The sequence below is a fragment of the Wolbachia endosymbiont of Drosophila tsacasi genome (assembly GCF_028982115.1).
Lineage (GTDB): Bacteria > Pseudomonadota > Alphaproteobacteria > Rickettsiales > Anaplasmataceae > Wolbachia > Wolbachia pipientis_B.
Window position 1 is genome coordinate 1 of record NZ_JAPQLJ010000053.1, and the last position, 21,418, is coordinate 21,418.

Consider the following 21,418-nt stretch of genomic DNA (forward strand, 5'->3'; position numbering starts at 1 on the left):
TGCAGTTCCTCGTGCAAAGCAAAGTCAGGCTTACTTTTTCTGTGCTTATTCTTTTCCTTACTCAACTGTTTACTTTCGTTAGATTTTGTTTCAAACGTTTTGTAATAGACCTCAATATTTCTATCACATTCTGCTATTTTTTCTTGATAAATATTATATAGTTCAAATTCTTGCTTTAGCGTGAATACATGTTCCTCTCTATAATCGCCAGCTAACGCTTTTGCTATAGTAGACTGATCATTTTTTATTCGTGCATCCCTGAATTGAGCCAATTTCCCAGAATCTCTTTCGCCTTTAATTATAGCCTTGATAATTTTCATACCAGTTACTTCTGTTATATCTCTTATAACTCTATGCAGTTGTATATTCATTTGAATTAATGCCTTCTGCATACGCAGAACATGTGTAGATGCACTTTCAGTGAGGTTCTTACGTTGTCGCACGTAACTACGCAATACACACATCTGGCTATCTGGCCTAAATGACCCTTGGAGTAATCCATAACTATGTAGTTGTTGTAACCACTGACAGTCCTGAACATCTGACTTTCTCCCAGGTACATTTTTTACATGTCGCGCATTTACCAACTTAACTTCAAAACCGTAAGATTCCAGTATTTGAAACAAAGGAATCCAATATACACCAGTTGATTCCATCGCTACGGTTGTAACTTTACACTTTTTTAACCACCTTGCTAAATTATGAAGGTCTTCAGTGAAGCAGCCAAATTTTTGAACACGTTGCTCATCTCTTCTCTCGGGTATACATACATAATGTACAGCCGAACCAACATCTATCCCTGCTGCATCAGGATTCATTACCTCTAATTTACTTTTTGTCATTGTAATTGACCTCCTATAACTTATAATGAAGAAGTATTTAAGCTTGGGACGGTTAGATTATACAATCTTCTAATCGAGGTAGTTGTAATAGACTCCATCAGTGGTTTAACCGTTCCTCCAAAACCATGCTCCCAAACGGGCACTCTAGCACCATTGAGCGTTCCGGTTATAACTGCAAAAATACTTCTTAATAAATTATATTTAAAAATTGTTATAGCACTGGATAAAATAGTTTCTTTCAGGTTTAACAAGATTTTTCCTTGTTCGATGCTCCTAACTCACTGGAAAAATTTCCATCACCCCAATTATCATTATATCTGCTTAAGATTCCAAACAAAAACGGCAACGATCCAGACTGAATAACAGCTCGTGGTTGTATTTCCTTCATTATCGAAGAACCTTCTGGAAGATCATTAATAGCTTTAAGTGTGTTTTTTATGTTACCAAGATCACTAGCACTATCAATTGCAGCAATATTGGCATCTTTTCTCGTATCAAGTAGTGATATATGTGAGTCTGATGAGATTTTTAGAGCTTTTAAAGATTCAGTCTTAAGTGTGTTTATTTCATCTACAGATTCTGTTTTTGCTGTGGTTATTGTAGATAATGAACTTGTTTTATTGTCATTAAGGGCCTTTAAATGTTTTGTTGCTGTATCTAAAAGTTCTTTTAATTTTGCATCAGTCATTTGTACAATATCAAGTACTGTACTCTGACCAGCTATAGATTCTAATGCTTTGGCAAGATACGCTATCTTGTCAGGTGTAGCATCTACAGCCAATTCTTTCAGTCTCTGATGCAATGCATAAACTACTTCTTTGGCAATGGTCATTTTTACTCCTTCTAAATTTGTTTGTTATTTTTCAACTCTAGCTTTATGTGGCAATATAGACATCAAAATTTACGTAACCATACTTGCCTACAACTATTAACTGAACGCCTTGCAGAGCAATACCAGAAGCAGTAGTTGTTTTAGAGCCTTTATTATAAAGTGTGGAAAGTTGCTTTCCTGTAAGCAACGATTCCACTATTAAATCTGCACCATATGTGCTATCACCATAGTAAGTAGTTGGAACATAAATGGTAAAACTACGCTCCCCTCTTTTTTCAGCTGTACGAGTGTTACGATTTGCGCTATAACCTGAATCTTTATTAACTAGCAATTGTACTGCAGATTCCTTGCGGAATAAAGATGAGGAATTTAAAGTTTCTATCACTTTTAACCTGTGACTTTGAATATTAGCTTCTATTGCTCTACATGCTAACTCTGACTTAACAATAGAGCTTAATGCTACTGCACTACCTACTATTGCATTCATAGCTGCTGAAGAAGCTGCTACTGCATTCATATCAGCATGATCCGCCACGTTAAGCCCAACAAGTCCACTAACAAGTTTCGCAATCGCCATCGAATTATTGTTCACTATACTCATTGCCGTAGTTGAGTTTCTTACTATATCTCTTGCTACTGAGGAAGATGCTATCACATTCATAGCTGTTGGAGAAGCTGCTATAGCAGTCAACCATTCAGGATTGGCTATTATTGTCAGTATTGAATTAGAATTACTGAGCATCTTATTGAACTTTTCTTGGTTATTAGCGTCACTCAACCAGGTCTCCAAATCCCTATTGCTTAGGACTTCTTTTAATACCCTTGGGTCAAAAGTAGCTTCAAAGTCACTTACCAGTCCTTTTAACGCAGAAAGTTGTTCTTTGCCTGTGCTCTCTATTTCAGCGATATTAGTATCTTTTCTTGTATCAAGTAGCGACATATGTGATTCTGCTGAGGTCTTTAAATCACCCAGAGCGCTAGTTTTAAGTGTATCAATTGCTTCCAAAGACTTTTCCTTAGCTTCTGTTATTGCTGACAAAGAACTCGCTTTGTTAGTATTTAGATCATTTAAATGTTTTGTTACTGCATCCAAAAGTTCTTTAAGCTTTTCATCAGTCATGTTTATGATATCAAGAACCGTACTTTTTCCTGCAACTGATTCTAATGTTTTAGCAAGATACGCTATTTCTTCAGGTGTAGCATCTACTGATAGCTCCCTTAACCTCTTACTCAATGCGTTAATTACTTCTTCTGCAATTGTCATCTATTTTTACCCCATAAATTTAAAAAAGTTTCAAAACTAAAACGCTCAAATGCGCTTTTAAGCTCTGTATGTTCGGTATTCCTTGATGAAATATCTACATCTATTTGCTCAATGGTTTTGCGAATACGCACCACATCCTGAACAGCGATGTTATCTGGATGAGGCAATAAATATCCCCTTTCAGTTTTATCTTTTTTCATTTTTTAGGATATTACTACTCTTAAAGCTCTAACTTTAGGACGGTATTCCACCGTGCTAGAGAGAGATAACTTTATTCTTGTCTCATTAGCATTAAAACTTGTCAGCACATGAGTACGCTCTACCCAGCTGTCACCCACAGGTTTACCTATTGTTAAATCAACCAATTGCCATTCACTGTTACTCTGCTGTACATAAGTTTTAATATCCGCAGTACCAGGAATCGAAGCTTCATAAGTAATTGTTACTTTAGTATTAGATCCTGCAGGAATGCTTCTCGTCACATAATCTGCATTCTCTGCAATTTCACCAAGAATCAGTTGCAGCCCAGGGTAAAACACTGGACTTCTTTTCTCTGATCCACGTAGTGTTGCTTTAACTACCAACTCTCCATTTAACCTGAACCGCAGTGCTATTGGTAAATTATCAGATAAACTATGTTCTTGTTTTTTACCAACTTCAACTAATGTAAGCTCAACATTGGTATCAGAAGACACTAGATCAATATTGGCCAATGCGATTAAATCTGATGTATTATTTGCCGTAACTTTTCCAAGATCAAAAACGTGGAAAACCTCAGTAAATTTTGCTGCTAAGAGCCTGAAAGTTAAATCACGATTTTGATGTGGCGTCCAAGTACTTGCATTGCTTGATGAAAGCAGTACCCCTACTTGATAAGGCTGACTTGTTACCCAACGATTGTTTACACTGTCATGCTTGCCAAGTTCTGCTATCTTCACTGCAGTGTTTGCATCATCAGTAAGTAAGACCAAAGCATATTCTTGTCCTGCTTCACACCAAACTGGTGACCAAGTTATACGTATTGCAGTACCATTAGTATTGATATCAGTAGGTAATATATAACCTTCTGCAATTACCATTTGAGTTGGCATGCCAACACTTGTTTCTCGAATCTGCTCAACAACACGTTTTTCACCCTTATTTGTAAACCACAAATCTACGCCTGCAATATGCCTACTTTCATTTAAAGTAAAAGTTTGTGCTAAAGGGTCATAGCGCTGAGACACTACTGTTGTTTCATCGCGTCTGATATCAGTGATCACTGTAACGCGTCTTCTCTCTTCAGTAGTAATTACTCCACGACCAGTATAAGTTGCTTCACCATAACTACCTTGGCTACCAAAAAATTGTACCAACTTCCTTCCTGCTGGAACACTGCTTGGTACAGTAAATTTTCCTTCCAATTTTCCTTGATTGTTAGCTTTTAACATATTTTTCTTCTCTAAAATTTAGGCTATAGGTGTAATAGGAATGCCATCGAATTTTAATTCCTTCAGCTCTTCTCCTGGAGAAAATCCTTCAATTTCAAAGTTTTGTGTTATTTCTCTCATAAAGGCAATTTCATTACTCCTGCTGTTTAAGAGTTCCATAGTCTCACTTGTTTCCGTACCAATTAGCACACTTTGCGTAGAACGTGATTGCTCATTGGATGCTCCAAGTATTACTTCTTTGGTGATTGGACTCGATGTAACGCTAAATCTTCTGGTTACCGGACTTGACCAATTAGTTTTCAGCTCTGTCCAACGGTCTATATTGAGGCTAATAGTAACTTTTGCAGGTACTGGTGCAAAAGCTTGGTAAGGATTGATTTTCATTTCCATGGTTTGCAAAGGTTGTTCCAAGATTGGCTCAAGCTCGTACGGCAAAACCCAAGGTTCTGTACCTTTACCAACATCTGCTACCGTGACTTTAATTGGCAAAGTTAATTCCATGTCAACAATTGCTGCAGTTTGAGAAATACCCTGATCACGCATATCATCGTCAAAAAATGGATCAACAAATACTCCTTTTTTAGCTGTTGGTTCTCTAAAGCTTGCATAATTGCGCAAACGTTCTTGTGCAACCAGTGCATAAAGGTTACTTATACTACTTCGCATAGCTTCCAGATCACTCATTGGTACTACATGAATAGCATTGTTGATAACACTTGGATTTTCTTGATCTTTCCACTGCTGATAAACATAGCTCAGTGCAAGCTGCCCTGCAGGTGCCTTTGGAATTGATGGTCGCCAAGGGTGGGCTATGCCTTTTATACGACGCACTACTCCACCCATATCAATGGTAATCAGGTCATAACGAGGCATTTTCCAGCTATAATCAACCAATACCAATGTTCCATCCACAGCACCTGAAATTTTACACCCTTTTTCACTTTTGTTTTGTGCAGTAACGCGAGTACGTGCACGGTAAGTTACTTCATAGCTGCTACCAGGTGCTGGCTCTCCACCTGGTGGACTCCAATCAATCTTTCCTGAGTCCAAGCGATAATCTGTACCTTTTACATAGATAGTACTTCCTTGCTTAACTTGAATGATTTCAAGTATTGCAGAGTCAGGTATTGGATCAACTGTTCCTGAATATGACCCATGAGTTAAGGTAACAGTTTTTTGGACAGTAATATCTATCTTAGTAATCTCTGTAACCGGTGTATCACTCAGCTTCAACTCCATTACTTCTTTATCACTTGGCTGAAAAGTATGAGGCTCTGATTCAACTTGCTTAATGTCTGGATCTTCGTCAAAACGTATACGCATACTATGTGGCAGTTCAATCTCATAACCTTCCACATGAGCTTTACCTTCATTGACTACAAAGACTTGCTGTACTTTGCTGTCTCTTTCTTCTTTTTGTAAGAACATTACACCAAGGCCATTTACTACATATGAACCATTTGCTTCACGGTCATAACGAGCAAGGGCAGTATTTACTGCATTTGCTTGTGGTGGTGGCGCATGCTGAATTAATACGCCGTTTTCCACATTGTAAATAGGGTAAAATTCTCCATTCTTGAAACTTGTAGTTACTCCTTCTGCTTGATAATCCCAGGTAATAGTAATTTTAGTTCTTGCTGCTCCCACTTCTTGGTAATTCCTTGTGCCAACAGCGGGGTCACGAAGAGATGGATCTTCAAGTTCGGTAATTGTAGATTCAACGTACCAAACACCAATACGGACTGTAGTATTGACAGGAATAATTAGCTCTGCTTTTTCTACATCTCTAACTGCACCACGCAGATAAATTTTTCCTGACTCAAGAGTAACTCTTTCCCCATCTATTATGTGATAGCAAAGAGAGTAAAAAGGCAAGTAAATTTTTGAGAGAAAAAGGAGGAATAACAAAAAGTAGAGAACTGACGTGCTATGGAATAGAGGGGCTAGTGGGAGAAATAGCAGACATGTTGAATGGAAGCTACATGCCGGAGCTAAAAATAATAGAGATAGGAGAAATAAGGAAGAGAGACAAATCGCTAATAAAGAAAGAATGTCAAAATTTAGCAAGCAAGATAATCAGCCAAGTGAATGCAATGATAGATGAGGTGGTAAAAAGGAAGGCTTAGGTTTAAAGAAAAGGTGGGGTAAGTTATGGTAAAGCTGGGTAAAAAAGAGGAGTCACTATTAGAGAACTCGTTTAAAAATATTTATGAAAGAGACGAAAAAGGAAGAACAGCTCTACATTATGCAGTAGAGGTAAAAACAGTGAGGTTGTTAATTGAAAAAGGAGTAGATGTGAATGCAGCAGATGTAAGAGGACATACAGCACTGCATCTAGCGATAACGGAGAAACGTCTAGAAACAGTTAGGGAATTGATAAAATCAGGAGGGAATGTAAATGCTGAAGAGTATGGCAATAAATGCACTCCGCTGCATCTTGCATGTATGGTAGGAGAAAAAGAAATAGTGGAGGAGCTAGTAAAAGCAGGGGCTGAAATAGAGCAAGCAGATAAATTTGGAATAACAGCGATGGATTATGCGAAAAATAGCAAAGAAATAGCCGAGGTATTAAAGAAAGAAACAGAGAAAATGGAAAGTTTGTTAAAAAAATAAGAGTCGTATCAGAAAGCGCAACAGCAGTTGGTAAAGGAAGGGCTAGACCAAATTTGAAGGCTGTAGCTGATAAAAGTTGGTCTTTTTCATAAGAGTAAATGGATTGATGGAAAAAAGGAGTGGTAAGGCTCCTTGCACTACAAAAACATTTGCAGGAGAAACTATGAGAAAAAGAACATTGACTTGCCGATACGAGCCAGATGAATTAGCGGAACAACATCTAGCAGACGCCTATGAGCTGTTAGTAAGGTATGCGGTAAAAAGAAACAATGAAAAGGAGATAAAGAAAAATGATAACAGTGGCCTTATATGCAAGAGTTTCATCGAAGAGTCAAGCGCAGAACAATACAATAGAGAGTCAAATTGCCGAGCTCAAGCATAGAATTGCTGCAGATAAGCATGAGTTATTGAATGAGTATGAATTTAAGGATGATGGGCTTAGTGGGTGGAGTTTAGAACGTGAAGGTTTAGATGCATTACGTAATAAAGTAGGAGAAGATCAAATTGATAAAATTTATATTCATTCACCTGACCGACTATCAAGAAAATCTGCACATCAAATGATACTACTTGATGAATTTGAAAAAGCAGGAGTAGAAGTAATATTCTTAAATCATAAGACTGAAAATAATCCAGAGTCTAAATTGTTATTGGGAATGCAAGGATTAGTGGCAGAATATGAGTGTACAAAGATTATGGAACGTAGTCGTAGGGGAAAACTTCATAGAGCAAAAAAAGGCTGTGTAAGTGTAATTGGCATTGCACCTTTTGGTTATAATCGTATAAAGCATGTAGATAGAGAAAAGACAAAGTTTGAAATAAATGAAGAGGAAGCAAAAATAGTAAAGCAGATATTCATGTGGGTAGGGCAAGAGAGAATAAGTATAAGGGAAGTGATACGTAGACTAAGAGATAAGTCAATTAGAACAAGAATTGGAAAGAAGGTGTGGTGTCCAATAATAATTTGGAAGGTATTAAGAAATCCAGCATATAAAGGACAAGCAGCGTTTGGTAAATTAAAGAGGGTTGAAAGAAGAGAAAGAAATAAACAAAAGGTTTCTATCTGTCGCACAGATGAGGACAGCTGGATTTATATACCAGTACCAAAAATAGTTGATGAAGGGTTATTTAATAAAGTACAAAAGCAACTGGATGAAAATAGAAAAAGAGCAAGGATGCAGAGAGAGGGAGGAAAAAAGAAATATCTATTACAAGGTCTAGTTGTGTGTCAAAACTGTGGATATGCGTATAGTGGTGCACAATGTGGAGTTGAAGGAAAAAAGTTTAGCTATTATCGCTGTAGTAGTACTATACGTATTACTGATGGTAGGGAGAAGTGTACTAATAAATTGGTCCGTACAGATATGTTAGAAACAGCTATATGGGAAAAGGTGAAAAATTTACTAAAAAACCCAGAGATAATAAAAAATGAGTATCACCGTAGAATTGCAGAAAATAAAAATGATGAATCATCAGATAAGAAGTTTGCAAGAAGGGAAAATCAAATAAAACAAGGCATCGAAAAGTTAATGGAAGACTATTATAGTCAAGAAAATGTAGGAGATAAAGGATATATAAGTGAGGAAGAATTTAAACAGACGATGAAAAGAATGAGAGAACGCTTAAGAGGGATAGAAGAAGAGAAGAAAAAGGTAGTTGATCAAAAAGCAATAGAGAAGGGAATGAACCTTATCATCAACAGTATAAAGAGTCTTTATTCCAGTGTAAAATCTAATTTGGAACAGCTAGATTGGCAAACTAAGCGTGGCATCATTAAAGCATTAGTAGAACGAATTCAGATTGGTTATGACCAGGTAGAAGTGGCGTTTAGAATCGAAGAACCAGCACAGGATGGAGAGATTTTAATTTGCAACATTGTACTGGACGTCATGATAAGGGAACTGGCGGAGTTTGTCAAGTAAGGTTTTTCGTTTCCATGTTGTCAGCTACCTGAATATTGATCATACGGGTTCCATCTGTTATATATAATCTTTTTGAATACGAAAAAAACTGATGAATGAGTATGATATTACGGTTATAGGTAGCGGTCCTGGTGGTTATATAGCAGCAATTAGAGCGGCACAGCTTGGGTTTAAAACTGCAATTGTAGAAAAAGAAAAAAATTTAGGCGGTATATGCTTAAATTGGGGATGTATACCAACAAAATCACTACTTAGAGCATCTGAGATTTATAGGCTAATAAAAAGATCAAAAGAGTTTGGTATAGAAGTAAAGGGAGCGAGTTTTGATATACAATCAATAGTGCAATACTCAAGAAACGTTGTTGATAAATTATCAAGTGGCGTTGCATATTTGATGAAAAAAAATAACATCAAAGTTCATCAAGGCTTTGGTAAACTTGCAGGCAATAGTACTATAAAAGTTGCTGGCGACAAGGAAGAACAAGAAATTATTTCCAAGCATATCATTTTAGCAACAGGAGTGAGGGTACGGAATCTGCCTGGAATAGAGGCGGATGGAAATTTAATATGGAATGCGCAGCACGCTATGACTCCAGATAGATTACCAAAATCGCTATTAATTATAGGGTCTGGTGCAATTGGAATAGAGTTTGCAAGTTTCTATAACACTCTGGGAGTTGATGTAACAATCATAGAGATAAAGAGCACTATTTTGCCGCTGGAGGATAAAGACATTTCAGGACTAGCAGAAGAAATATTCACAAAACAGGGGATAAAAATATATACAAACAGTAGCGTAAAAGCTCTTACTAAAAGTAAAGACTCTGCTCAAGTGCTACTAAGTAGTGGCGAGAGCAAAGAATTTGATAGGGTGATTGTTGCGGTTGGAATTCAAGCAAATATTGAAAATATAGGTTTAGAAAATACAAAAATTAAATTAAGCCCTTCTGGTTTTATTGAAATGAATGAATGGTATGAAACTAGTGAATCAAATGTGTATGCAATAGGTGATGTAGCTGGCCCACCATGTTTAGCACATAAAGCGAGCCATGAAGCTGTGATCTGCGTTGAAAAGATTGCTGGTAAAAGTGCTCATGCGTTAAAAAAAGAATGCATACCAAATTGCACTTATTCTCATCCACAAATAGCGAGCATCGGCCTTACTGAGGAACAGGCAATAAAAGGTGGGTATGATGTAAAAATAGGAAAATTTCACTCTAACTTTAATGGTAAGTCTGTTGCACTCAGTGAAACTGAAGGGTTAGTGAAAACAATTATAGACAAAAAGACAGGCGAACTTCTGGGTAGCCACATGATAGGTGCAGAAGTAACGGAGTTAATTAGCAATTTTGCTCTTGTAAAGCAACTAGAAGGAACAAACTTCGACATAAAATCTACGATTTTTCCTCATCCAACCATTTCAGAGATGATACACGAATCAGTGCTTGCTGCAGATGTTAAATAGTTGAACTAACGTTCCATCGTTTTAGAGTTGTCAATGTCTTTGGTAGTAGTTTGATTAGGCACTTTAATTTCAATAGATTGATTACCAGCATCAGAATTCTGTAACTCTTCTTTCAATCCCTTAGCTGCTTCTTTAACTTCAAGCTTTGCCTTTGGATGAAGATTCTCTGGGCCTTTTCCTTTAGTATCCAAACCTTGTTGTAGATTAGTGCTTTTCATTTTATTATGCTGCTTGTGCTCAGGTAGGTCAACAACCGAATTGAAAAGAATTTTTATTATATTTTTTAGCAGTTCTAAAAAACCTCCTCTTCTGCCTTCTCTTTGTTCTTGAGATTTATTTTTCTCATTAGGTTCTTTTTTACTATTACTTTTAGGCATTTTTAACTCAACTATCATAAAGCTTAATAAAATTCTACGTGCAAATTGTTAAATAACAGTTAACAATCTAGGATTTATTATTTACAGATGGATATTATTTTAGCAACAGGTGGCACAGGCGGGCATATCTTTCCGGCCATAGCCTTAGCAAAAGCACTAAAGACACAAGGATACAATTGCATATTATTCACTGATAAAAAAACAAATAAGAATATTGACATAGAAAGCTATATTTTACCATTACGTAGACCAAGCGGCAACAAATTTAAGTTTTTCCTTTTACTAATGTATAGTTGTGTGCTAGCAATATATAAAATCAGAAAATTGAAGCCAAGATTAGTAATTGGTTTTGGTAGCTATGCTTCTTTTCCAACTCTTCTTGCAGCAAGGGTTCTTTCTATACCTATAATTTTACATGAACAAAATACAGTTTTAGGAAGAGTAAATAGATTCTTTTTCAAGAGTGCAAAATTAATTGCAACCAGCTTTCCGGAGACTAAATATGCAGAAGGTAATAAATGTATTTTTACAGGAAATTTTATTGATATAAAAGCACAGAGCCATTTTAGTACTGAGAAAGCCCTAAACATATTAGTCATAGCAGGTAGCCAAGGTGCAAATTTTTTTGATAATGTAGTAAGCAGCGTAATTTGTGATTTACCTATTAAAATGAAAAAGAAAATTAGAGTGACGCAGCAATGTACGAAGAAAAATATAAACAAGGTCAAGAGTCTATACAAAAATGAAAAGATCGATTGTGAATTGAGTGAATTTTTTGATGATATGGAAAATAGATTGGCCAATGCTCACTTGGTAATTAGCAGAGCAGGAGCAACTTCAATAGCAGAGATCACTCTCGCTAGGCGCGCTGCTATATACATTCCTTACCCTGACTCAAAAGATAACCACCAATTTTATAATGCAAAATATATTGAAGATTCAGGAGCAGCTATGATAGTTGAGCAGAATAGTGAAGCAAAAAAAAATCTAACAGAGTTACTATTTGATCTATTAAATAGTTCTCAAAAATTGCGTGATATGACCAATAATACAAAAAAAACAGGGATAAAGAATGGGACTACTGAGTTTGTTAAGGTAATTGTTCACAGGTTTAGTTGATGGCTGCTTGCTTTTTCTTCGAACACATCCCAAAGATCTCTTTCTAGCGATGTGTTATATAATTTATTGATATAAACTACCCCAGTGGGTGAGGTAGTATTAATTTCGAGCAGGAAGTCATCTATAATATCAATACCAACAAATATTAGTCCCCTTTTCTTTAATTCAGGACTAATTTTGTTGCATATTTCATTATCTCTATCGTTCATTCGAGCAGGCTCAAAACTTGCTCCAAGCCGCACGTTCGTTCTGATCTCTCCACTAACTTTTGGCACTCGTTTTATTACTCCAATTGGTTGACCATAAAGTAGCAATATTCTTTTATCTTTATCTATGTTTTTACAAAATGATTGCACAATTACAGGACATTCATATTTTGCTATCACGAGATCCACTACCACTTGAATACTGTTTTCATCTCGTATTCTTATTACATCGTTTCCCCCATAACTATACAACGGCTTCAGAATAATATCTTTATAACTGCAGTAAAAATCTCTAATCATCGATATGTTTTCAGTTATCAAAGTTGGCGGAATTAGCTCTGGAAATAATGAAGTTATCAGTTTTTCAGGACAATTCCTTATTTCTGTTGGATTGTTAATTACCAATGCGCTGGTTTTTTCTAAGATATATGTTGTTGTAATATAACGCATATCAAAGGGTGGATCCTGTCTGATAAATATGATGTCCATTTCATTCAAGTTGATAGCTACATCTTTTTTGGATATAAAACTAAAATCATCAACATTGACTTTCTGAGCCAGAGCAATTGGATGGTTTAGCTTTAGTGCTAAATTGTTAGGAGCATAGACAAAAACTTCATGCCCCCTCCTTTGTGCTTCCTTTATTAGCACGAATGTAGTGTCAGTTTCAAAATTTATATTTTCATCCATCTGAAAGGCAACTTTCATTTATGTTCTCTACCTATTGTCACAACTGTACAAATGTTATAATTTGAAGGCGATTTTTGCCTAATGGCGTAATTTACTGTACCTATATCGTACATAACTTACAACTTGTTTTACTCCCTTTACTTTTCTTGCAATTGATATTACAGCTTTTAACTCCGCTTTATTTTGGGCTATACCCATCAAATAAACAACTCTATCAACCGTATTGACGCTATAATTAATTGATTTAATATTTCTTTTCCCCAGAAGTCTTGTTCTTATTTCCGCTGTTATCATGCCATCTACAGTAGTGTCTAGCATGGAAGCCATTTGAATTGGTATTACTCTTATTTCATTTATCACTTCTTTAATTTCTTTTTGCTGCCAAGCTATTTTTTCTGCTGTAAGTTGTTTTTCAGGAGTGTCAACACTTCCAATGAGCAATACTCTTCCTTCACTTACTTTAACTTTTATGGATGAAAATAGCCCATGTTTTAAGAGCCCCTTATTAATTCTGATGACCATAGTCGTATCATCAATGATATTTCCCAAGGATTTGTCCTGCATTGTTATTGCTGTTGCTGTCGCTGTAGCCACCACACCACCTATTATAAGGGTTGTGCAACCACTTTGTGTAATCAAGAAAATTGCAAGTAAGAAGCTTGTTATTAATCTCATTATTGATTTTCAGGATTTAGAGCTTTCATTAAAAAATGTTAATAAGCTTTTTTGATTGTGTAAATACTATAAATTAAGTAAGACTTTAAACCTTGAATATTTTTAATGGAATACCTATAATAGGGTACTGAAAATTTCTTGCGGATATGGCGGAATTGGTAGACGTGCCAGGTTTAGATCCTGGTGAGCTTGCTCGTGGGGGTTCAAGTCCCTCTATCCGCACTTTAAAGTCATGTAACTTAGGTTTTAAGGGAAAATTTATAATCACTAAATACACTTTTGTTTGTATAAAAACCTGTTCTTAAGGATTGTGTTTAACTTAAATTCTGGTAAAATGACTCTATTAAGATATGAATAAAAATGCTAATAAATGAATTATGATGTCTAATAATATACCTCAAAATACAGTCGAAGTAAGTAGCGTATACACCTACAAAGAGCTTAGTATAGATAAACTAAAGTATGAGTATGAAATCACAGTTGGTAGTGATTATATAAAACAAAAGGTAAATTCCAGGTTGCAAGAGATAGCAGAAAATGCAAAATCACCTGGATTTAGGGCTGGAAAGATGCCCTATGACCTTGTTGTTGCAAATTATAAAAACGAAGCTTTGGAATATGTGATAAATAATACAATTGATCATTGCTCAAGTGATTTGATAAAAAAAATTGAAGTCAAGTCTCACATTTATCCTAAGGTTGATGTTATATCATTACCAGATCTGGGCAAAGAAAATGAGGAGGGCAATTTTGTATACAAGCTATCTTTTGAGTCGATGCCTGAAGTACCGATGATAGATCTTGACAAAATAAGCTTAAAGAAAATTGAAGCAAAGATTGAAGAGGAAGATATAAAAGAATTTATTGATTCTATTAAAACAAAGTTCCCCAATTTCGCCTCTGTTGATGATGCTTCTTATCAAGCGAAAGATGGGGATAAATTGATAATTGATTTTGAAGGGCGGATTAGGAATAAGCTCTTTCAGGGTGGAAGTAGCAAAAATTTTGCCGTTAATTTAGGGTCTGGCACATTTATTAATGGTTTTGAAGATCAATTAACTGGTATGCAAAAGGGAGAAACAAAGGACTTTAAGTTGAAATTTCCTGAAAATTACCAAACCATTTCCCTTGCAGGACAGGAAGCTGATTTTTCTGTGCGAGTTAATGAGATTCAAATTGCCAAAGATTTTAAAAATGATGATGAAATAGCTAGGAGTACTGGTTTTAAAGATTATTCTTTGCTAATAAGTCATGCAAAAAAAATGATTGGTGATCAGTGCACCGAAATGAGAAATCTCTTAATTAAAAAGGAGCTATTTGATTATTTGGATGCTAATTATAGTTTTGATTTACCCACAGACATAGTAAAACAGGAGCAACAAAGAATGGAAGGAGAACTGAGCACTCAAAATGATTCTCGTAAAGAAGCTGAAAAACGTGTAAAGCTTGCTATGTTATTTATGAAATTTAGTGCAGAACATAAAATATCATTAACTCAAAATGATGTTTTAAATGTTATTGTAAATCAATATGTTAGTAAGGATGTACCGTTTGACAGAGTATTTAAGCATTTTGAATCAAATAAACAATTTCAAGAATTAGTTAGAGGGCAAGCCCTTGAGTATAAAGTGACAGATTATATAATAGAAAAAGTTAGTAAAGAAGAGCAGATTGCTTCTGTGAAAGAATTAAAGGAATTATTTGATAATATTTAATAGGAAAAGGTATGACTCTTATACCAATTGTAGTTGAACAAACTAGTCGCGGTGAGCGCGCTTATGACATATATTCAAGACTAGTGAAAGAAAGAATAATTTTCGTAACAGGTCCTATTGAGGACAACATGGCCAGTGTAATAGTAGCACAGCTTTTATTTTTAGAATCGGAAAATCCCGATAAAGACATTTGTATGTACATCAACTCACCAGGTGGTGTTGTAACTGCTGGTTTGTCGATCTACGATACAATGCAGTATATAAACCCAGACGTTTCAACTTTATGTATAGGTCAAGCTGCGTCTATGGGTTCCTTATTGCTTGCATCTGGTACAAAAGGTAAGCGCTACTCTCTACCTCATTCAAGAATTATGATACATCAGCCATCTGGTGGTTATCATGGTCAAGCAACTGATATAGAAATACATGCTAATGAAATTTTGCGAGTTAAGAAAAAACTAAATCAAATTTATGAAAAACATACTGGAAATTCACTAAAGAAAATTGAAGGAATGATGGAAAGAGATAAATTCATGGATCCTGAGGAAGCAAGGAAAATTGGCTTAATTGACAGGGTGATAGCTGAGCGTACAGATATTGAAATTGAAAATATTAAAGTTAAACAAAAGGTGGGTTAATGGATAACAACAATGATTTACACTACTGTTCTTTTTGCAACAAGGCGCAAGATGAAGTAGATAAATTGATTACTAACTCCTCGGATGGTTTAAAGGTGTTTATTTGTAATGAGTGCATAGAATTATCCCATAAAGCAATAAGTCAAAAGAAAGATAGATCTTTTAATTCAGATCGTATATCTGATATGAAGCTATTACTAAAGAAACCTGAGGATATAAAAAATTTTCTCAGCAAGCATGTTGTAGGTCAAGAACACGCGCAACACGTTTTATCTGTAGCGATGTATAACCATTGTCAATCCATGGTACAATTTCATGCTATAAGTGATATTGAAATCGAGAAGTCAAATATAATGCTTATTGGTCCCACTGGTTCTGGTAAGACTTTGCTAGCCAAAACACTTGCTAAAGTTTCAGATGTGCCATTTGCTATGGCTGATGCAACAACTTTAACTGAGGCAGGTTATGTGGGTGATGATGTAGAAAGCGTGTTGTCGCGTTTATTACAAGCTGCAAATTATGACGTTGCAAAAGCACAGCGTGGTATAGTGTTTATAGATGAAATAGACAAGATTACAAGAAAATCTGAAAGCACTTCAATAACCCGTGATGTTTCAGGTGAAGGGGTCCAGCAAGCTCTGCTTAAGATTATGGAGGGTACAGTTGCTTATGTTCCGCCACAAGGAGGGCGAAAACACCCACAACAAGAGTTTATACAAGTGGATACTAGTAACATACTATTTATTTGTGGAGGAGCTTTTGAAGGCCTCGATAAGATTATTGAAGCGAGAAAAAAGGGAACGTCAGTTGGCTTTGGAGCAGATATAAGTCAGTCTAAAGAGCAAAAGAAAAAGAATGCTTTACATGATGTTCAACCTGAAGATTTAATCAAATTCGGTTTAATACCCGAGTTTGTAGGGCGGGTTCCAATAACTGCTGTTTTAGATGAGTTGGATCATAAAGATTTAATACATGTGTTGACAGAGCCAAGGAATGCACTAATAAAACAGTACAAAGCATTGCTTGCGTTTAGCAAAGTAAACCTTGAGTTTTCAGATGAAGCAATATCAGCTATTGCTAAAAAGGCTATAAGCTATAAAACAGGGGCAAGAATGTTACGTGCTATCTTGGAGTCACTTTTGCTTGACGTTATGTATACAGCTGGAAACGGAGATTTTGAAGGTAGCACTATAGTAATCACTAAGAAAATGGTAGAATTAGGAAAAGCAACGGTTAATTATAATAATAATGGCAATGTTATAACGGTTAATGATTAATTTGAGGCATATATTATGAACATTGAACGTGCTGTGAGCTCTAGTTTTAGTGCATTGCCAGTATTACCTTTAAGAGATGTAGTAATTTTTCCAAATATAATGGTGCCTTTATTCATAGGCAGAGAAAAATCTGTTAATGCACTAGAATATGCAACAAGTAGTAGTAGTCACCAAAATGAGATTTTTCTTGTAGCACAGAAAGAAGGCTCTGTTGATAATCCAGAGCCTGAAGACCTTTATGAAGTAGGTGTGTTAGCAAACATTATACAACCATTAATAAAATTGCCTGACAATGCAGTAAAAGTTATAATCCGGGGGATAAGAAGGGGAAGAGTTGTAGAATATATTAGCTCTCATACTTTATTACAAGCCAGGGTAGAGTTAGACAATCATTATAAAGAAGATGAAGACAATATTGATTTAGAAGCTTTAAGGCGATCTGTTGTAGACGCGTTCGATAGCTGGTGTAAGCTAAACAAGAAAAATCAGCCTGAAGTTGCCATTAACCCCATTGATCAAATCAAAGAAGTTGATCAACTTTTAGACACGGTAGCTTCACATTTAAATATAAAAGTATCGGATAAACAAAGCATACTTGAGGCTTATGACCCAAAAGAGCGTTTAAAAAAAGCTTTTGCTTTTATTGAGAGAGAAATAAGTATTTTGAACGCACAAAACCGTTTATATAAGACAATTAAATCGCAAGTTGAAAGCACTCAGAAAGTTTACTACCTTAACGAGCAATTGAAAGCTATACAGAAAGAATTAGACGAATTTGAGAATGGTGATGAAGGGAATATACTCAATAAATTTGAAAAAAAGATAAATGAAACAAAGCTTTCTGAAGAAGCAAGAGAGAAAGCTATAACTGATTTGAAGAGATACAAGAAAATGAATCCCATTTCTCCTGAAGCTACAGTTATATCTAGTTACTTGCATTGGTTACTTGATTTGCCCTGGGGAAAGTACAAAGATGCAAAAATTAAATTAAACGCAGCTAAGAAAATCTTAGATGAAAATCATTATGGCATAGAGAAAGTAAAAGATAGGATAATAGAATTTTTAGCAGTATTAAAAAGAGTAAAAGAGATAAAAGGTCCTATACTTTGTTTGGTTGGCCCACCTGGTGTTGGTAAAACTTCTTTAGCTAAGTCTATGGCAGAAGCAGTAGGAAGAGATTTTGTTCGTATAGCTCTTGGTGGTGTGCGTGACGAGTCCGAGATACGAGGGCATAGGAAAACTTATATTGGCTCAATGCCTGGTAAAATTATTCAACATATGAAAAAAGCTAATTCATGCAACCCGCTTTTTCTGCTTGATGAAATAGATAAGATGGGTTCTGATTCGCGTGGCGATCCTGCATCTGCATTACTTGAGGTTTTAGATACTGAGCACAATAAACACTTTACGGATCATTACTTGGAAGTTGAGTTTGATCTTTCAAGTGTAATGTTTGTAGCTACGGCAAACAGCTTAAATTTGCCACATCCTTTGCGTGATAGGATGGAAATTATACAATTGTCCGGGTATACTGAAGATGAAAAAATCAGTATTGCTACACACCACCTTATTCCGAAGTTAAAGAAGGAGCATGGTTTGTATCAGAAGGAATGGGACATAACTAATGAGGCGTTATACAAGTTGATACGTTTATATACACGTGAAAGTGGTGTGCGGAGTATGGAAAGGGAGCTTGCAAAGCTCATGAGAAAGGCAGTTAAAGAAATATTGACTGATAAAAATAAGAAAATATCCGTAGGGGTTGACAATTTACAAGATTATTTAGGGGTACGTAAATATACCTTTGGTATTGCAGAAAATGAGAGTTTAGTGGGAGTAGTAACTGGGCTTGCCTATACTGAAACAGGTGGTGATATTTTGATGATAGAATCAGTCCTAATTCCGGGCAAGGGAGAAATAAAATACACAGGAAAGCTTGGAGAGGTTATGCAAGAATCTATAAAAGCCGCGTATAGTTATATTCGATCAAATTGTTTGTTTTTTGGTATAAAGCCCGAAAAATTCCAAAATAATGATATACATTTGCATGTACCTGAGGGTGCTGTACCAAAAGATGGCCCTTCTGCTGGCAGCGCGGTATGTACGTCTATTGTTTCTCTTATGACAAATACACCAGTTAACAAAAATGTTGCTATGACAGGCGAAGTGACATTGCGTGGTAGAGTTTTAGCTATTGGGGGCTTGAGAGAAAAATTGCTTGCAGCGCTCAGAGGATCAATCAAAACTGTGATTATACCAAGTGAAAATGAGAAAGATATGCAAGAGATTCCTGCAAGCATCAAAGAGGGGATCAACGTAGTTTTTGTTAAGAATATTGATGAAGTTATGAAAGTTGCTTTAATGCACCCTACTACTCCAATTGATGGTGATGATAATCAAAATAGTATGCCTTCCTCTATAGAAAATAAAGATGATACTTTTCCTATGTCGGAAACATTGAAGCATTAGATTAAGAAGATATTAAATGTTTTTACGAAGATTAGGAATCATCTTAATTTCAAAAAAATAACCGTATAATCTAGCAAGGCACTCAAGTAAAAATAATATTAATACATAGGATACAGCAGGAGTTGCTATATTACGAAAAAGATTATCTGCATCTGATATTGAAACACGATCTATAATGACTTTTATTAAGTATGGATTAAAGGAAATATCGATAGCCCAGACTAATCCTGTCAGTAATACTATCCCTATATAAAACGGAAATGGACGCAGCATTTTCAGGATGAAGGATATTGTTGTAATGTCATTCATTTGAACTACACATATCAATTTGAAAAATGTACACTGTCTTGTATTATAGTACCTAAAAGTAAGAAAGACCATGCTCAACATACAAAATAACGCTCCACTCTGTAGAAAATGGATATTCTTAGCAGTATGTGCCCTTGCTTGCTCTGGATTGCTCTCAATAATTGTTATTTTTTTACGACTGCCTTTTATCTCCTCTCTTGTTCCTTCTGCACAATATATCTTTGATAATGCGCTGGTGATACACGTGAACTTGTCAATTTTGGTGTGGATGTGCTCTATAATATCTCTGCTCTTTATCATAAACCTACAAAATACCAATAGTTGGTTTAACTTTTCATGGGTTCTATCAACCCTTTCGGTGCTGCTCATGTTTATATCCGCATTCGTTCCAAACACTGAAGTTATCAAAAGTAACTATATTCCCGTATTACAAAACAAATTATTCTTGTTTGGTCTTGGTTTGTTTACCACCAGTATATTAGTAAATGCAATGCTAGCATACACATCAAAAAAAGAGGTTTCATTTCTCTCTGTGGGGCAAATTGGGCTGGTTATTATACTTGTTTCATCATTTCTTTGCTTTGTTTTAGCATATCAAAATATGCCTCCAGATCTATATCACTCAGATAAGAATTTGTTTTACGAATATCTCTTTTGGGGAAGCGGACATTTATTGCAGTTTGCTTTTACTCAAGGAATGTTTTTAGTGTATTTAATAATCAGTGATGTGAGTTTAGCTTCAAGCAATAAAATTACTATTTTACCGCTGTTTATAAACACGATTTTGGCTATAGGTGCACCGTTTGTATATTTTGTTTATCCAGTTGATAGTGCCAAGTTAATACAGTTTTTTACTTGGTATATGAGAATTGCTGGAGCAGTTTTGCCGTGCTTTTTGATAATATTAGTGTGCTGCAACATCAGGACTTTTACTAATGATAAAAGCAACTATTTATTACATTCATTTTTATTGTTCATTTATGGAGATGTGCTTGGAGTGCTGACTATTGAAGGAAATGTCACCATTCCCGCTCATTATCATGGTTCTGTAGTTGGAATCACAATAGCTTTTATGAATTTCATTTATTGGCTGTTAACTAAATTAAACTTTAAAGAGGTAAAAAGTTCCATGGTAAGATTACAGATTTATACGTACAGTGTGGGGCATTTTCTCCATATTACTGGCCTTGTTTTGCTTGGTGGATATGGTGCCTTAAGAAAAGTTGCAGATCTGCCAAGTATTTCATCAATGTTGGCACGTGCTTGTTTTATTGCAGGTGGAGCTATATCAGTTATTGGTGGAATGTTGTTCGTAATAATTGTGCTTTTACATCTGTTAAAAGGCAAAGCGCGTACCAACTAACCCATAGAAACGAAAAAACTTGCTTGACAAACCCCGCCAGCCCTCTTATCATGATAGTGAAGGTATTCAGTTATCTTCATCTGTGCAGATTAAACAGCAAGAAAACAACGTAGTTGGCATCTTATTTTTAAATTTTTGCACTATGTGCACCTTATGTCTTCACAACATTTCTGGGTTTTTACCTATATAAGCTGAAACGCGCTTATAAGTCG

At 35.6% G+C, this 21,418-nt stretch carries 21 protein-coding genes, 1 tRNA gene and 1 pseudogene; 12 read left to right on the plus strand and 11 right to left on the minus strand.

The annotated features are described in order from the left end of the window. The 7 genes from OZD70_RS05235 to OZD70_RS05265 form a co-directional block, all read right to left on the minus strand. Window positions 1-848: IS110 family RNA-guided transposase (locus OZD70_RS05235; protein ID WP_275020111.1), on the minus strand; the 848-nt coding region annotated here is incomplete at its 3' end. A gap of 14 nt (window positions 849-862) precedes the next feature. After that, window positions 863-1,093 (minus strand): hypothetical protein, encoded by a 231-nt coding sequence (locus OZD70_RS05240; RefSeq protein ID WP_275020106.1) that lies wholly within the window; start codon window positions 1,091-1,093, stop codon window positions 863-865. Further along, window positions 1,087-1,674 carry a hypothetical protein gene (locus OZD70_RS05245; protein ID WP_275021339.1) on the minus strand — a complete coding sequence of 196 codons (588 nt, stop codon included), beginning with the start codon at window positions 1,672-1,674 and terminating at the stop codon, window positions 1,087-1,089. Before OZD70_RS05245 ends, OZD70_RS05240 begins: the two co-directional genes overlap by 7 nt. Window positions 1,675-1,717: 43 nt before the next feature. Then, on the minus strand, window positions 1,718-2,938 hold the full coding sequence (locus tag OZD70_RS05250) for a hypothetical protein (protein ID WP_275021341.1): 1,221 nt from the start codon (window positions 2,936-2,938) through the stop codon (window positions 1,718-1,720). After that, entirely contained in the window at window positions 2,935-3,138 is a 204-nt protein-coding gene (locus tag OZD70_RS05255; RefSeq protein ID WP_182182950.1) for a hypothetical protein, read from the minus strand. The genes OZD70_RS05250 and OZD70_RS05255 overlap by 4 nt, the downstream gene beginning before the upstream one ends. 3 nt (window positions 3,139-3,141) lie before the next feature. Further along, complete coding sequence (locus OZD70_RS05260) at window positions 3,142-4,368, minus strand: hypothetical protein (protein WP_275021343.1); 1,227 nt, start codon at window positions 4,366-4,368, stop codon at window positions 3,142-3,144. Between the two features lie 18 nt (window positions 4,369-4,386). Continuing rightward, window positions 4,387-6,243, minus strand: a complete 1,857-nt coding sequence (locus tag OZD70_RS05265) for a DUF4815 domain-containing protein (RefSeq protein ID WP_275021345.1) — start codon at window positions 6,241-6,243, stop codon at window positions 4,387-4,389. Between OZD70_RS05265 and OZD70_RS05270 the strand changes: the two are divergent. From OZD70_RS05270 to lpdA, 5 genes and pseudogenes are all read left to right on the plus strand, one after another. Continuing rightward, a pseudogene (locus OZD70_RS05270) lies at window positions 6,213-6,494 on the plus strand (ankyrin repeat domain-containing protein); the annotation flags it as partial. The gene OZD70_RS05265 and the pseudogene OZD70_RS05270 overlap by 31 nt on opposite strands. Before the next feature lie 25 nt (window positions 6,495-6,519). Next, window positions 6,520-6,981, plus strand: coding sequence for an ankyrin repeat domain-containing protein (locus OZD70_RS05275; RefSeq protein ID WP_182182953.1), 462 nt, complete (start codon window positions 6,520-6,522; stop codon window positions 6,979-6,981). Window positions 6,982-7,084: 103 nt separating this feature from the next. Further along, window positions 7,085-7,363 (plus strand): hypothetical protein, encoded by a 279-nt coding sequence (locus OZD70_RS05280; protein ID WP_458695150.1) that lies wholly within the window; start codon window positions 7,085-7,087, stop codon window positions 7,361-7,363. Then, on the plus strand, window positions 7,272-8,903 hold the full coding sequence (locus OZD70_RS05285) for a recombinase family protein (protein ID WP_275021347.1): 1,632 nt from the start codon (window positions 7,272-7,274) through the stop codon (window positions 8,901-8,903). Before OZD70_RS05280 ends, OZD70_RS05285 begins: the two co-directional genes overlap by 92 nt. A gap of 91 nt (window positions 8,904-8,994) precedes the next feature. Next, window positions 8,995-10,368, plus strand: a complete 1,374-nt coding sequence (gene lpdA / locus OZD70_RS05290) for a dihydrolipoyl dehydrogenase (protein WP_275021348.1) — start codon at window positions 8,995-8,997, stop codon at window positions 10,366-10,368. A 5-nt stretch (window positions 10,369-10,373) separates the two neighbouring features. On the opposite strand, the gene OZD70_RS05295 is transcribed toward lpdA, so the two are convergent. After that, window positions 10,374-10,763, minus strand: coding sequence for a hypothetical protein (locus tag OZD70_RS05295; protein WP_275021351.1), 390 nt, complete (start codon window positions 10,761-10,763; stop codon window positions 10,374-10,376). A 69-nt stretch (window positions 10,764-10,832) separates the two neighbouring features. Between OZD70_RS05295 and murG the strand changes: the two genes are divergently transcribed. After that, entirely contained in the window at window positions 10,833-11,864 is a 1,032-nt protein-coding gene (murG, locus tag OZD70_RS05300; RefSeq protein ID WP_275021353.1) for an undecaprenyldiphospho-muramoylpentapeptide beta-N-acetylglucosaminyltransferase, read from the plus strand. Here murG and gshB read toward each other — a convergent pair. Both gshB and OZD70_RS05310 read right to left on the minus strand, forming a co-directional pair. Beyond that, window positions 11,849-12,778 carry a glutathione synthase gene (gshB, locus tag OZD70_RS05305; protein ID WP_275021355.1) on the minus strand — a complete coding sequence of 310 codons (930 nt, stop codon included), beginning with the start codon at window positions 12,776-12,778 and terminating at the stop codon, window positions 11,849-11,851. The genes murG and gshB overlap by 16 nt on opposite strands. 60 nt (window positions 12,779-12,838) lie before the next feature. Further along, window positions 12,839-13,435, minus strand: a complete 597-nt coding sequence (locus OZD70_RS05310) for a BON domain-containing protein (protein WP_065094776.1) — start codon at window positions 13,433-13,435, stop codon at window positions 12,839-12,841. A gap of 140 nt (window positions 13,436-13,575) precedes the next feature. Here OZD70_RS05310 and OZD70_RS05315 point away from each other — a divergent pair. From OZD70_RS05315 to lon, 5 genes are all read left to right on the plus strand, one after another. Then, window positions 13,576-13,657 (plus strand) — tRNA-Leu (locus tag OZD70_RS05315). Window positions 13,658-13,815: 158 nt separating this feature from the next. Beyond that, entirely contained in the window at window positions 13,816-15,150 is a 1,335-nt protein-coding gene (gene tig, locus OZD70_RS05320) for a trigger factor (RefSeq protein ID WP_275021369.1), read from the plus strand. 11 nt (window positions 15,151-15,161) lie between these two features. After that, window positions 15,162-15,788: an ATP-dependent Clp endopeptidase proteolytic subunit ClpP gene (gene clpP, locus OZD70_RS05325; protein WP_164225183.1), complete on the plus strand. Its 627-nt coding sequence runs from the start codon at window positions 15,162-15,164 to the stop codon at window positions 15,786-15,788. Continuing rightward, on the plus strand, window positions 15,788-17,065 hold the full coding sequence (clpX, locus tag OZD70_RS05330) for an ATP-dependent Clp protease ATP-binding subunit ClpX (RefSeq protein ID WP_275021357.1): 1,278 nt from the start codon (window positions 15,788-15,790) through the stop codon (window positions 17,063-17,065). The genes clpP and clpX overlap by 1 nt, the downstream gene beginning before the upstream one ends. A gap of 15 nt (window positions 17,066-17,080) precedes the next feature. After that, window positions 17,081-19,534: an endopeptidase La gene (lon, locus tag OZD70_RS05335; protein WP_275021360.1), complete on the plus strand. Its 2,454-nt coding sequence runs from the start codon at window positions 17,081-17,083 to the stop codon at window positions 19,532-19,534. A 12-nt stretch (window positions 19,535-19,546) separates the two neighbouring features. Here the strand turns inward: lon and OZD70_RS05340 are convergent, their stop codons facing one another. Continuing rightward, on the minus strand, window positions 19,547-19,843 hold the full coding sequence (locus OZD70_RS05340) for a hypothetical protein (RefSeq protein ID WP_182182965.1): 297 nt from the start codon (window positions 19,841-19,843) through the stop codon (window positions 19,547-19,549). 70 nt (window positions 19,844-19,913) lie between these two features. On the opposite strand from OZD70_RS05340, the gene OZD70_RS05345 reads away from it, so the two are divergent. Then, entirely contained in the window at window positions 19,914-21,206 is a 1,293-nt protein-coding gene (locus OZD70_RS05345; protein WP_275021362.1) for a cbb3-type cytochrome c oxidase subunit I, read from the plus strand. The last annotated feature ends 212 nt before the right edge of the window (window positions 21,207-21,418 follow it).